This is a genomic window from Amycolatopsis sp. NPDC114503, from assembly GCF_055633655.1.
In genome coordinates, this window is the sequence record NZ_JBVKDT010000001.1 from 699,796 (window position 1) to 712,719 (window position 12,924).

11 protein-coding genes are annotated in these 12,924 nt (G+C 68.0%); 3 read left to right on the plus strand and 8 right to left on the minus strand.

Features of this window, described 5'->3' with window-relative positions:
• Window position 1: 1 nt before the first annotated feature.
• The 5 genes from ACZ7OI_RS03450 to pdhA form a co-directional block, all read right to left on the minus strand.
• Window positions 2-1,936: an ABC transporter ATP-binding protein gene (locus tag ACZ7OI_RS03450; RefSeq protein ID WP_470263432.1), complete on the minus strand. Its 1,935-nt coding sequence runs from the start codon at window positions 1,934-1,936 to the stop codon at window positions 2-4.
• Window positions 1,937-1,956: 20 nt separating this feature from the next.
• Window positions 1,957-2,529 carry a TetR/AcrR family transcriptional regulator gene (locus tag ACZ7OI_RS03455; protein WP_470263433.1) on the minus strand — a complete coding sequence of 191 codons (573 nt, stop codon included), beginning with the start codon at window positions 2,527-2,529 and terminating at the stop codon, window positions 1,957-1,959.
• A gap of 106 nt (window positions 2,530-2,635) precedes the next feature.
• Entirely contained in the window at window positions 2,636-3,988 is a 1,353-nt protein-coding gene (locus ACZ7OI_RS03460; RefSeq protein WP_470262609.1) for a dihydrolipoamide acetyltransferase family protein, read from the minus strand.
• Window positions 3,989-4,004: 16 nt separating this feature from the next.
• A complete protein-coding gene (locus ACZ7OI_RS03465) occupies window positions 4,005-4,997 on the minus strand; it encodes an alpha-ketoacid dehydrogenase subunit beta (protein ID WP_470228550.1) in 993 nt (330 codons plus the stop codon).
• A complete protein-coding gene (gene pdhA, locus ACZ7OI_RS03470) occupies window positions 4,997-6,226 on the minus strand; it encodes a pyruvate dehydrogenase (acetyl-transferring) E1 component subunit alpha (protein WP_470262610.1) in 1,230 nt (409 codons plus the stop codon). Before pdhA ends, ACZ7OI_RS03465 begins: the two co-directional genes overlap by 1 nt.
• Before the next feature lie 361 nt (window positions 6,227-6,587).
• Between pdhA and ACZ7OI_RS03475 the strand changes: the two genes are divergently transcribed.
• Window positions 6,588-8,009 (plus strand): M20/M25/M40 family metallo-hydrolase, encoded by a 1,422-nt coding sequence (locus ACZ7OI_RS03475; protein ID WP_470262611.1) that lies wholly within the window; start codon window positions 6,588-6,590, stop codon window positions 8,007-8,009.
• A gap of 45 nt (window positions 8,010-8,054) precedes the next feature.
• Here ACZ7OI_RS03475 and ACZ7OI_RS03480 read toward each other — a convergent pair whose 3' ends face one another.
• On the minus strand, window positions 8,055-9,068 hold the full coding sequence (locus ACZ7OI_RS03480) for an ABC transporter substrate-binding protein (protein WP_470262612.1): 1,014 nt from the start codon (window positions 9,066-9,068) through the stop codon (window positions 8,055-8,057).
• A gap of 62 nt (window positions 9,069-9,130) precedes the next feature.
• On the opposite strand from ACZ7OI_RS03480, the gene ACZ7OI_RS03485 reads away from it, so the two are divergent.
• Window positions 9,131-10,147, plus strand: a complete 1,017-nt coding sequence (locus ACZ7OI_RS03485) for a FecCD family ABC transporter permease (RefSeq protein ID WP_470262613.1) — start codon at window positions 9,131-9,133, stop codon at window positions 10,145-10,147.
• The gene (locus ACZ7OI_RS03490) at window positions 10,144-11,124 is read left to right on the plus strand and encodes a FecCD family ABC transporter permease (RefSeq protein ID WP_470262614.1); all 981 of its coding nucleotides are present in this window, start codon (window positions 10,144-10,146) and stop codon (window positions 11,122-11,124) included. The genes ACZ7OI_RS03485 and ACZ7OI_RS03490 overlap by 4 nt, the downstream gene beginning before the upstream one ends.
• On the opposite strand, the gene ACZ7OI_RS03495 is transcribed toward ACZ7OI_RS03490, so the two are convergent.
• Both ACZ7OI_RS03495 and ACZ7OI_RS03500 read right to left on the minus strand, forming a co-directional pair.
• Window positions 11,125-11,967, minus strand: a complete 843-nt coding sequence (locus ACZ7OI_RS03495) for a transglutaminase family protein (RefSeq protein ID WP_470262615.1) — start codon at window positions 11,965-11,967, stop codon at window positions 11,125-11,127.
• Window positions 11,964-12,911 carry an alpha-E domain-containing protein gene (locus ACZ7OI_RS03500; protein WP_470263434.1) on the minus strand — a complete coding sequence of 316 codons (948 nt, stop codon included), beginning with the start codon at window positions 12,909-12,911 and terminating at the stop codon, window positions 11,964-11,966. Before ACZ7OI_RS03500 ends, ACZ7OI_RS03495 begins: the two co-directional genes overlap by 4 nt.
• Window positions 12,912-12,924: the final 13 nt, after the last annotated feature.

Consider the following 12,924-nt stretch of genomic DNA (forward strand, 5'->3'; position numbering starts at 1 on the left):
ATCACTTCAAGTACGCCTCCGCTTGCAGCGTGAACAATTCCGCGTACCCGGCGTCGGCCGCCATCAGCGCGTCGTGCGTTCCGTACTCCGCGACCTTGCCGTGGTCCAGCAGCAGAATGCGCTCGGCCTGGCGGACCGTCGAGAAGCGATGCGAGATGTAGAGTGTCGTCCGCCCGTGCGACAACGTGTCCAGCCGGTCGAACAGGTCGTGCTCGGCTTGGGCGTCCAAAGCCGAGGTCGGCTCGTCCAGGATCAGGATCGGAGCCTCGCGCTGGAAGGCTCTGGCCAGCGCGATTTTCTGCCATTCCCCGCCGGACAGCGACACGCCCTGGTCGAACCACCGGCCGAGCGGGCTGTCGTACCCCGTCGGCAGCCGGGCGATGCGCTCGTCGGCTCCGGCGCGGCGGGCGGACTCCTCGATGTGCTCGCGATCGGTGAGCCGGTTCAGGTCGCCGAGGCCGATGTTCTCCGCCGCGGTGCCTTGGTAGGTCACGTAATCCTGGAACATCGCGCTGATCTTGGTGCGCAGCTGAACCGGGTCGTACTCGCGGATGTCCACGCCGTCCAGCAGGATCCGGCCCGCGGTCGGGTCGTACAGCCGGCACAGCAGTTTGAACAAAGTCGACTTGCCCGCGCCGTTGCGGCCGACCACGGCGACGGTTTCGCCGGGACGGATCTCGAAACTCACCCCGTGCAGCGCCGGTTCGTCCGCGCCGGGATAACTGAAGCTCACCGACTCGAACTGGATGTGTCCATCCACAGTGGACGGAAGCGGCCGCGGCTTCGCGGGCGCGGTGATTTCCGGTTTGGTGTCGAGGAATTTGTACAGCGTGTCCAGGTAGAGATTGTTCTCGTACATCCCGGAAAACGCGGTGAACAACCCGGTCACCGAGCTTTGCACGGACGTCGCGGCGGCGGTGTACAGCGCCAGGTCGCCCAGCGTCAGCCGCCCGCCCACCGCTTCCAGCGCGATGTACAACGCGATCCCCGAGCCGACCAGCGTGCTCAGCAATCCCCATGACGTCGAGCTGAAATTCCGTTTCACTGTCAGCTTTCGCTGTCGTTCGTAGGCCACCACACCGAGCTTCCGGAACCGGTCCACGAAGTACGGGCCGAGGCCGAACAGCTTGGTCTCCTTGGCATACGTGTCCGTAGTGACCAAAGAGGACAGATAGTCCATCCGCCGTTTGATCGGCGACATCATGAAGGTGAGCCAGAACGCCCGCGAGCCGTACTTCGACTGCGAGATGAACGCCGGAATCGGGGCCAGCAAAGCGACCAGCGCGAGCAGCGGACTGATCGACACCAGCAGCGCGATCATGCTGGCGAAGGTGATCAGCGTCCGGATCAGGCCGAGCGCCGAGGTCATCATCGACAACGGCCGCGTCGGCGCTTCCTGCGCGGCCTGGCGCAGCATGTCGTACGACGTCGAACCCTCGAAGTACGACAGGTGCAGGTCGCTCGCGTGCTGCATGACCTGGTGCCGGATGGTGAGCGTCATCCGTTCCTGCAGCAGGGATTGCGCGATCGTGGTGAGCGCGCTGCTGATCGCGGTCGCCGCCAGCACTCCGAACTGCAGCAGCGTGATGCGCACGATGTCCGCCGTCGACCCGCGATGCTGGATCGCCGCGACCACCGAGTCCAGCAGGATTTTCGCGAGATACGCGGTGACCGTCGGCAACAGGCCGGACGCCAGCGTGATCACCGCGAGCATGATCGTCAGCGTCGGACTGGCCTGCCAGGTCAGCTTCGCGACTTTCGGCAGGCCTCGGACGGTGCCTGCCACCGAAGTCCGCATGCGTGACAGCCGGGCGCGCAGGCCTTTCGCCTGTTCCGGCTGTTCTGGTTCCGGGATGTCGACCGGTCCGGTGAGGCCGCTGTCCGGCACGGATTGCGCCATCCGGCGGCGACCGCGGCGGCCGAGGGCCATCTCGATCCCGCCCCCACCGCCGGGGATCACGCCAGCACCGAACCGTGCAGGAAGACGTCGATGACCTCGTTGGTGGTCGGGGAACCCGGCATCGGGCGGGATTGCGTGAACAGCAGTGCCAGGAACAGCGAAGCGGCCTTGTCCACCGGCAGCCGCAGCCGGGCGGCGTCCGGAACGAACAGTTCCCGTACCGCGCGCTGCATCGCCTCGAGCGACTCGCGCCGGCTGTCCCCAGTCACTGACTTGCGGTTGCGCGCCTCTTCCGCCGCCGCGCGCGGACGCCCCTTCATGGTCGCGGCCATCACCGCGCTCATTCGCTGCAGATGCGCGTTCATCGCTTCGGCGGCCTCCGCCAGCCGCTTCTCCAGCGGCAGCTCGGGTGGGATCTCCCCGATCATCTCCAACGCCTCCGCCGGATCGAGCGCGGCTTCCACACACGCGTCGAACAGTTCGTCCTTGTCCTTGAAGACCCGGAAGATGGTGCCCTCGCCGATCCCGGCGGCGCGGGCGATCTGCGCGGTCGTGACCCCGCGGCCGTGCTCGACGACCAGCGGGAGCACCGCGCGGACGATCATCCGCCGCCGGTCGTCCGGGGCCATCCCCGGTGCTCTTTTCCTCGTTTCCATGCTCGCCACGTTACGGAGTGAGCGCTCACTCCGTCAACTCGACAAAGCGAAGGGGCCGCGCTCCCACGGCCCCTTCGGCTCAGTACGTGATCGCGACCGCCGGATCGGCGAGCAGCGCGCCGACGTCGGCGAGGAACTCCGACCCCTGCTGCCCGTCGACCACCCGGTGGTCGAAGCTCAGCGACAGCTGCATCACCTTGCGCACCTTGATCTCGCCGTCGACCACCCACGCGGTGTCGCGGATCGCCCCGACCGCCAGGATCGCCGACTCGCCCGGGTTGATGATGGGCGTGCCGGTGTCGACGCCGAACACGCCGACGTTGGTGATCGTGAACGTCCCGCCCAGCATCGCCGCCGGCGTGGTCTTGCCCTCGCGCGCGACGTCGGTCAGCTCGGTGAGCGCGACCGCGAGTTCCTTGAGCGACAAGGAATCCGCGTCCCGGATCTTCGGCACCACGAGACCGCGCGGGGTCGCCGCCGCGATGCCGAGGTGTACGTAGTCCTTGTAGACGATCTCCTGCGCGGCCTCGTCCCACACTGCGTTGACGTCCGGCGTGCGCTTCGCCGCGAGGCACACGGCCTTCGCCGCGAACGCGAGCGGAGTGAGCTTGACGCCGCTGAATTCACGCGACTTCTTGAGCTTCTCGCGCAGTTCCATCATCGGCGTGACGTCGATGGTGAGGAACTCCGTGACGTGCGGAGCGGTGTACGCGCTCTGCACCATCGCGGCCGCGGTCGCCTTGCGGACACCCTTGATCGGCACGCGCCGCTCGCGGGTGGCCGGGTCGTAACCGGTGTCCACAGTGGACACTGTGGACACTGCGGGTGCGGCGGAGCCGTTCGCGGCACGGTGGACGTCGTCGCGGGTGATCACGCCGCCGTCCGCGCTGCCGGTGAGCGAGTGCAGGTCGACACCGAGGTCCTTGGCCAGCTTGCGGACCGGCGGTTTGGCCAGCGGGACGTAACCGCCGCGCGGGGTTTCCGCCACCGGCGCGGGTGCGGCCGCGACGGGAGCGGGTGCCGGAGCCGCGGCGGGAGCAGGAGCCGTGGTGGCGCCCTTGCGCGCCCGCCGGGTAGTCCCGGCCGCCTTGGAGCCGTAGCCGACCAGCGGCTTCATCTCCTCCTCGGCCGGAGCGGCCGGAGCGGACTCCGCGGCAGCGGCGGGAGCGGGCGCGGCTTTCCCGTCGGGATCCACGTCCATGGTCAGGATCGTCGTCCCGACCTCCACCGTCTGTCCCGGCTCCACGTGCAGCTCGGTGACCACCCCGGCCCACGGGATCGGCAGCTCGACCGCCGCCTTAGCGGTCTCGACCTCGACCACGATCTGGTTGACCGTGACCGTGTCGCCCGGCTTGACGCGCCAGGCGAGGATGTCGGCCTCGGTGAGCCCCTCCGCCGTGTCCGACAGGGGGAATTGTTTGTACTCGGGCATTTCTGAAGGAACCCCCTTACCAGGCGAGCGAACGGTCGACAGCGTGCAGTACCCGGTCGAGGTCGGGGAGGTAGTGCTCCTCGAGCTTCGCAGGCGGGTACGGCGTGTCGAATCCGGTCACGCGCAGGACGGGGGACTCAAGGGAGTAGAAGCATTCCTGCTGAACGCGGGCGGCGATTTCCGACGTCAGCGAGGATTCCGACGGCGCTTCGCTGACCGCGATGAGCCGTCCGGTCTTGCGCACCGACTCGAAGACCGGCCCGAGGTCGAGCGGCGAAAGCGTGCGCAGGTCGATGACCTCCAGCGATTTGCCCTCGGACTCGGCGGCCGTGGCGGCTTCGAGCGCCACCTTCACTGACGGGCCGTACGCGACCACCGTGGCGGACGTGCCCTCTCGCACCACCTGCGACGCGAAGACTCGCGACGGTGCCGTCGAGGTGTCGACCTCCATCTTCAGCGCGCCCGAGTGGTAGAGCTTCTTGGGCTCGAAGAAGAGGATCGGGTCGTCCGAGCGGATCGCCTCCTGGATGCCCCAGTAGGCGTCCACGGCGTTCGAAATCGACACTACCTTGAGGCCGGCGATGTGCGAGAACAGCGATTCCGGCGATTCCGAGTGGTGCTCCACCGCGCCGATCCCGCCGCCGAACGGCACCCGGATCACGACGGGCATTTTGACCTTGCCCTGCGTGCGGTAGTGCAGTTTCGCCAGCTGCGAGGAGATCTGGTCGAAGCCGGGGAAGATGAAGCCTTCGAACTGGATCTCGCACACCGGCCGGAATCCGCGCACGGCGAGGCCGACCGCGGTGCCGATAATGCCCGATTCGGCGAGCGGCGTGTCCAGCACGCGCTGCTCGCCGAAGTCCTTCTGCAGTCCGTCGGTGATCCGGAAGACGCCGCCGAGCTTGCCGACGTCCTCCCCCATGATCAGGACCTTCGGGTCCTCTTCCATCGCGCGACGGAGACCGAGGTTGAGCGCCTTGCCGATGGTGAGCTTCTGCAGATCAGTCATCAGTGCTCACCTGCCGCGGCGAAACCGTCGAGATAGGACAGATACTCCTCGCGCTGCGCTTCCAGCACCGGCGAAGGTTCTGCGTACACCTGGGAAAACACCCGCTCCGGCGGCGGCTCGGGCATGTTGAACGTGTAGTCGCGCAGTTCGGCGGCGAACTTGTCCGCCTCGGCCTGGACGCTGTCGAAGAACGCCTGGTCGGCGTGCCCGTTCCGAGCCAGGAACGCGCGCACGCGCTCGATCGGGTCCTTGAGCTTCCACTCCTCCAGCTCGTCGGAGAGCCGGTAGCGGGTGGGGTCGTCGGTCGTGGTGTGCGCGTCCATCCGGTAGGTGAACGCCTCGATCAGCACCGGGCCGTTGCCGTGCCGGCATTCCTCCAGCGCCCACCGGGTGACGGCGAGGCAGGCGAGAACGTCGTTGCCGTCCACGCGGATGCCGGGGAAGCCGTAGCCGCGGGCGCGCTGGTAGAGCGGCAGCCGCGACTGGCGTTCGGTCGGCTCGGAAATCGCCCACTGGTTGTTCTGGCAGAAGAAGACCAGCGGCGCGTCGTACACCGCGGCCCAGACGAAACCTTCGTGCACGTCGCCCTGCGAAGTCGCGCCGTCACCGAAGTAACAGATGGTGGCCTCGTCAGTGCTTGATGGAGAACCGTCGCCGTCTGTGTTTCCAACCCTGCCCTCGAACTTCTGGCCCATCGCGTAACCAGCCGCGTTGAGCACCTGGTTGCCGATGACGATGGTGTACGGGTGGAACCCGTGTGCCCAGTAGTCCCAGCCGCTGTGGTCGGTGCACCGGAAAATCCCGATCAGGTCGCGCATGTCGACGCCGCGGGTGTAGGCGACGCCGTGCTCGCGGTAGCTCGGGAAAGCCATGTCCCGCGGCTGCAGCGCGCGACCGGACCCGACCTGCGCGGCTTCCTGGCCGAGCAGCGGCACCCAGATGCCCAGCTGTCCCTGGCGCTGCATCGCGTTGGCCTCGCGGTCCGCGCGGCGCACCAGCACCATGTCGCGGTAGAGGTTCTTCAGCGTTTCGTCGTCGACGTCCTCGACGTAGCGGTCGAACCGCTCGGACGGGACCCGCTGGCCCTCGGGGGTGAGCAGCTGAGTCAGCTCAGCGCCACCTTCGCTTGTCGCTCGCAAACCGGCGATCACCTGTTCAGGGGAAGGCTGGGCCGCTACGGCGGCTGGCCCGTCTCCAGGTTCCGGGTGCGTCCACTGTTCGGACGGCATGAGCTGTTCTCCTCGGTGTCGGCGCCTCTGACGGCCGCTTGTGGCGGCCACAGCGACTGCACCGGCGGGGACCGGCGCCTCGGGTCCGAGGCACCCCGGTCACCGTCGGCGTTGACGGTTCGTGGCCACATCCTGGCACGAGAATTGCTCCGATGGAGAGCGACAGTTGCTGATTTGTTGCTGAGAAAACCTCGCTGAACAGGGAAAACGTTTGGACGCCCGAGTATGGGAGAGGCGATGGTCGGTCGGCCATCCCGCGTCCTACCTGCCCTCGCGGGCGACGGCGGCGGGCCTGACCGGACTGAGCAGCCGAGACGTTCACTCGTGCCGGTGACGTCGGTCACCGTGGCAAGATGGCGCTGTGGAACAAAAATCCGTACGCGAATCCGTGGTCTCGACGTGGATCAACGACGTCACGCCGAGCCTGTCCGGTCTGGTCGCGATCCCCGCGCTGTCCCCGGCGTTCGACGCGGACTGGGCGTCGACCGGGCATCTCGCCGCCGCCGTCCAGCACGTCAAGGCCTACCTCGAAGGGCGCGATCTGCCGGGCGCGCGGATCGAGGTCATCGAGCTGGAAGGCCGTTCTCCGCTGCTGTTCGTCGACGTACCGGCCACCCCGGGCGCGACGAACAAGGGCACTGTCCTGATGTATGGCCACCTCGACAAGCAGCCTCCGGTCGGCGGCTGGTCCGAGGGCCTCGACCCGTGGACGCCGGTCATCCGCGACGGTCGCTTGTACGGCCGCGGTTCGGTGGACGACGGCTACTCCGGGTACGCGGCCAGTGCCGCGCTGGAAGCAGTGCACGCGGCCGGCGGCGAGCACGCGCGCATCGCGCTGCTGCTGGAAACCGGCGAGGAATCCGGCAGCCCCGACCTGCCCGCTTACCTTGAACACCTGAGCGCACGGCTCGGCGAAGTCAGCCTCGTCGTCTGTCTCGACGCGGGCGGCATGGACTACGAGCGGCTGTGGCTCACCACCAGCCTGCGCGGCATGGTGCACCTGACGGTCAACGTCCAGCTGCTCGCCACCGCGCAGCACTCCGGCCTGGCCAGCGGTGTCGTCGCGAGTTCGTTCCGCGTGCTGCGGCAGCTGCTGGAGCGCATCGAGAACGCGGAAACCGGCGAGATCAAGCTGTCCGAGCTGAACGTCGAGGTGCCGGCCAGCCGTCGCGCCGAGATCGAGGCGGTCGCGGAGGTGGCTCCGGAAGCGCTGCGCACCGCGTTCCCGTTGGTGAGCGGCGGAAAGACGGTGTCCGAGGACGCGCTTGAGCTGCTGCTGAACAACTACTGGCGGCCGACGCTGTCGATCATCGGCGGCGAGGGGCTTCCGCTGCCCGCCGAAGCGGGCAACGTGCTGCGGCAGAGCACCACGCTCACGCTGAGCTTCCGCCTGCCGCCCACCGCGGTCGCGGACGACGCGCTGGCGGCGATCAAGCGGGTGCTGACCACGGATGTTCCGTACGGCGCGAAGGTCACCATCGCCGAGGACCAGCAGGCGGAGAACGGCTGGAACGCGCCGGAGGAAGCCGCGTGGCTGACCGACGCGCTGCGCCGGGTCGACGACGAGGTGTTCGGCCGTCCGCACCGCGCGGCGGGCATGGGCGGGTCGATCCCGTTCATGGGCCTGCTCGGCGAGAAGTACCCGGAGGCGCAGTTCCTGGTCACCGGCGCGTGCGGGGCGGATTCGAACATCCACGTGCCCGACGAGTGGCTGAACCTGGACTACGCCCAGCAGGTCACCGAAGCGGTGGCGCACCTGCTGGACGCGCACGCCCGCAGCTGACGTTCCCTCGTGAGTGCCTACGCCGGTTAGAACCGGCGTAGGCACTCACGAGAGTTTGGCCAAGGCGTTGGCGATGCGGGTCTGCTCCGGCGCGAACCGCTGGTACGAGAACGGTGTCTCGTTGTTCCACGGGATCAGCTTGCCGGCCTTCACCGCGGGCAGCTGCTGCCAGGTCGGGACGCCGCCGAGCCCGTCCGGGCCGAGCGAGAGCGAACCGCCGCGCGAGTCGTACATGATCACGTCGGCCGCGTACTTGCCGACGTTCTCCCAGCTCACCTGCTCGTAGTAGCCGCCCTGGCTTTCGTCGGGCTTCTCCGGCAGGACGAACTGCATCCCCTTCTCCTGGTAGTGCTTCGAGGTCGCGAACTTCGCCGGGTTGGCCACGTACGTCGTGTCCTTCTGCGCCGACAGCAGCAGCACCTTGAGCCCGGCCGTCTTCTTGACCGCCTCGGCGAACTTGGCGTCCGCCTCCTCGTACTTCTCCTTCGCCTGCTGGATTTCCGGCGTCGCGACGTTCGCGCCGAGCGCCTTCGCCAGCGCCTCGAACTTCGCGATCCCCTGCGGCATCGCGATGTCCTGCAGTCCAATGCCGACACTCGGCGCGGCCTTGTCGACCTTGTCCGCCATCGTGTCCGGCACGTACCACATCTGCTGCTTCAGGTAGATCACGCTGACCAGCAGCTGCGGGTTCAACGAGACGAACTTGTCGAAGTTGAACTCGTTCCAGACGTTGCCGAGCGAGGTCACCGACTTCAGGTCGACGCCGCCCGCCTGCGGGTCGGTCTTGCCGTCCGGGAGCTTCGACGGGCCGAAGATGCCCACCGATTTCACGCCGAAGTCCCACAACGCGGCCGCGGCGGTCACCTGTGCGACGATCCGTTGTGGACGCTCGCCGCTGAGCTTGCGGCCGCGGTCGTCGGTGAAGGACCAGGTGTCGCCGCCGCCCGCCGCCGGCTGGTCGTCTTTGTACCCGCAGGCGCTCAGCAGGCCGAGGGTGCCCGCGGCGGCGGTGCCCGCGAGAAAGCCGCGACGGGACAGCCGCGCCGGTGAGAAGGTCATCGGAACTCCGGAGGATCGGGTGAGGTACAGCCTGAGGTTAGCCTTGCCTTAGGGTGAATGCCATGGTCCTGCTTGGGGAGCGCGTCACATCACGGCGCTGGGGCGTCCGCGCGACAGTCCTGGTCGCGGCGCTCGTCGCACTCGTCGCGGTGGTGGTGCTGTCCATCGCCTTCGGCTCCAACCGGTTGCCGCTCGGCAGCGTCTGGCACGCGTTGTTCTCCTACAGCGGCACCTTCGAAGACGTTGTGATCCGCGACGACCGATTGCCGCGGACGCTGCTCGGGCTGGCGGTTGGCGTCGGTCTCGGGCTGGCTGGCGCGTTGCTGCAGGCGATCACCCGCAACCCGGTCGCCGATCCCGGCCTGCTCGGCATCAACCACGGCGCGGCGGTCGCGATCGTCCTGGGCGGCGCGGTGTTCTCGGTGTCTTCGCCGGAGCAGCTGGTGTGGTTCGCTTTCTTCGGCGCGCTGGCCGGAACGGTCCTGGTCACGGTCATCGGCGGCTCGGTGAGCCCGCTGCGGCTGGTGCTCGCGGGCGTCGCGGTGCAGGCCGTGTTCGTCGGGATCAACCAGGGCATGCAGATGATCAACACGCGCAGCCTCGACCAGATGCGGTACTGGCTCGTCGGCTCGCTGGTGAACCGGAACCTCGACAGCCTCGCCGGGTTGCTGCCGTTTTTCCTGGCCGCCTTGGTGATCGCGGGAGTACTCGCCCGGCCGCTCAACGCCGTCGCGCTCGGCGACGACAGCGCGCGCGGCCTCGGCGCGAACCCGGCCTTGACCCGCGCGGTCGGCATGGTCGCGGTCGGCTTGCTGTCGGCGACAGCGACCGCGGCGTGCGGACCGATTGCTTTTGTCGGGCTGATGATCCCGCACGTCGTACGCGCGCTGGTCGGCCAGGACGAACGGTGGGTGCTGCCGTTGTCCGCGCTGCTCGGTCCGGTGTTGCTGCTCGGCTGCGACGTGCTCGGCCGGCTGCTCGGCGGTAACGGCGAAATCCAGGTGGGCGTGATGACAGACGTGATCGGCGGCGTCGCCTTCGTGATCGTGGCGCGGCGGCTGAAGGCGGTGCGGCGATGAGGACGTGGGTGGTCGTCGGACTGCTGACCCTGGTGGCGGCGGTGCTTCTGGTGCTCGCCGTGGGCACCGGCGATTACGAGATGACGCCGATGGAAGTCCTGCGCACGCTCGCCGGATCCGGTACGAAGGCGCAGTACCTAGTGGTCACCGGCCGTCTGCCGCGCGCGTTGGTGGCGATCTTCGTCGGCATCGCGCTAGCGCTGGCGGGTTCGGTTTTCCAGACGGTGACGCGGAATCCGCTCGGCAGTCCCGACATCATCGGCTTCACCACCGGCTCGGCGACTGGCGGGATCATGATGATCCTGCTGTTCGGCGCTGGCCCCGGGCTGGTCTCCGTCGGTGCGGTCGTGGGTGGCCTGCTCACGGCATTGGTGGTCACCGCGCTCTGCGCCCCGCACGGTTTGCTCAGCTCACGGCTGGTGCTGCTGGGCATCGCGGTCAGCGCCGTGCTGGCTGGGGTGAACGGTTATCTGCTGGTGCAAGCGAAACTCGAGGCCGCGGCACAGGCCGTGGGCTGGCTGACCGGTGACCTCGCGGGCCGCGACTGGAACTACTTCATCCCGTTGTGCCTGGCTGTCCTGGTGCTTTCGCCGTTCATCTTCGTGCACCAGCCCGCGTTGCGAATGCTGGAAATGGGCGATGACGCGGCTGTCGCGGTCGGCGTCGCGCTGCCGCGCGTGCGTGCGGTGGTGCTGCTGGCGGCTGTCGCGCTCGCCGCTTCCGCGACCGCCGCGGCCGGTCCGATCCCGTTCGTCGCCCTTGCCGCACCACAACTTGCTCGCCGCCTGACCCGACGCCCGGGACCGAACCTGGTCGCGTCCGCGGCGATGGGCGCGGTGCTGGTGCTGGCGGCGGACTTCGTGGGGCAGCGGGTTCTGGACGCTTCGCTGCTTCCGGTGGGCGTGGTCGCGGCGGCGCTGGGCGGCGGGTATCTGTTGTGGCTGTTGACGGTTTCCCGTCGCCGGCAGACCGCGTGACTAAGCCATCCTGGTCAGTTCGACCGAAACATCCAAAGTGGACTGACTGGCCCCGGTGAAGATCCCCTTCAGCGGAGCCACATCCGCGTAATCCCGGCCGGTTGCGACCCACACGTGCCGCGGCCCGACCGGGATCGCGTTCGTCGGGTCGTGCGCCCACCAGCCGCCGGTCCACACGTCGACCCAGGCATGGCTTTCGCCCTCCACCTTCTCGCCGAGCTTGGCCTCCGGCTTCGTGTGCAGATACCCCGAGCAATACCGCGCCGGAATGCCGATCGCCCGCAGCATCACCAGCGTGACGTGCGCGAAGTCCTGACACACGCCCTCTCGCGCCCGCCACGAATCGGTCGCCGTGCTGTGTACGCCAGTGGTTCCGGGCTGGTATTTCAACTGCTCGTTCACCCAGCCGCAGATCGAGAGCACCGCGTCCGCCGGGTCCAATCCCTTGCGCAGCGCACGGGCCTGTTTAGACAGTTCCTGATCATTCGGAGTGTACGGCGTCGGCGTCAGATACTCCGTGCGCTGGTCGCGGACGGTCTCGCTCTGCAAGTCCTTCCACGTCGCCGAGCGCACTGGCTCCGCTTCGTCCGCGGTCTCCACCACGGACGTCGCGAGGACGGTGAACTCGGTGTGCGGCGCGTGCAAGTCGAACGACGTGACGTCGGTGCCCCAGTAATCGGTGTAGCGATAGGCCCGCGTGGCAGGGGAGGTTTCGATGCGAGTGGCCAAAGTGGTCTGCCGCCGGTCCGAACGCGGGGTGAGCCGGGCTTCGTTGTACGACTGGGTGGCCGGCGTCGCGTACCGGTAGCCGGTCCGGTGCGTCACCCGCAATTGCCAGGTCACAGGGACACCTCCGCACCGCTCCACGCCACCCACGGCGACGTGTGGAAGTACTGCATGGACACCGCTTCCCCGATTTCCTTGATCGCTTCCTGCAGCCCGCGCAGCCGTCGCGGCAGGTCGTCCAGCAGTGCCGCCGGGTGGAGGAATTCCAGCTCGCTGCGGGCACGGCCGAGCAGCCGGACGGCCTCGGACTTTTCGTTGCCCCGCGCGTTGATTCCCGGATCCAGCTGACGCAGGCAATCCTCCGCCTGGCGCAAGGCGTGGAAGACCGAACGCGGGAACAAGGTGTCCCTGAGCAGGAATTGCACCACGCGTGCGGCATCAAGCGCGCCACGGTTGGTGCGCAGATACGTGTCCTGTGCGCCCGCCGAGCGAAGCACCGTCATCCATCCCGGCGACGACGCCCGATCCGAAACCCGCGAAAGCAGCAGCCGCACCACCATGTCCGCGCGTTCGACCGACCGGCCGAGCACCAGGAAAAGCCAGCCGTCGTCGCGGCTCATCGTGGAATCGGCGAGCCCGGCGAACATCGCCGCCCGTTCCTCCACAAAGGACAGAAAGGAGTGCGGTCCCGCACGGCGGGCGTAACGTTGCCGGTCCGGCACCGCGTTCCAGGTCGCGTTCAGGCATTCCCACAGCTCAGTCGAGACGACCTCGCGCGCGCCGCGAGTGTTCTCCCGCGCGGAGTTGATCGAGCCGACGATGGACGACGGATTGTCCTTCGCGTAGGCGACCAGCTCGGTCAGCTTCCATACGTCGAGCGCGTCGCCGGCGTCGAACGGGATGCCGAGCACGGCGAGCAGCTGACGGCTGACATGGTCCGGGTCCACGCTCGCGTCTTCCAGCAGCTGATGCACCGAGACGTTCAGGATGCGGGAGGTGTCGTCGGCGCGTTCGACGTAACGGCCGATCCAGTACAGCGACTCCGCGTTGCGGGCCAGCATCATGATTCCCTCC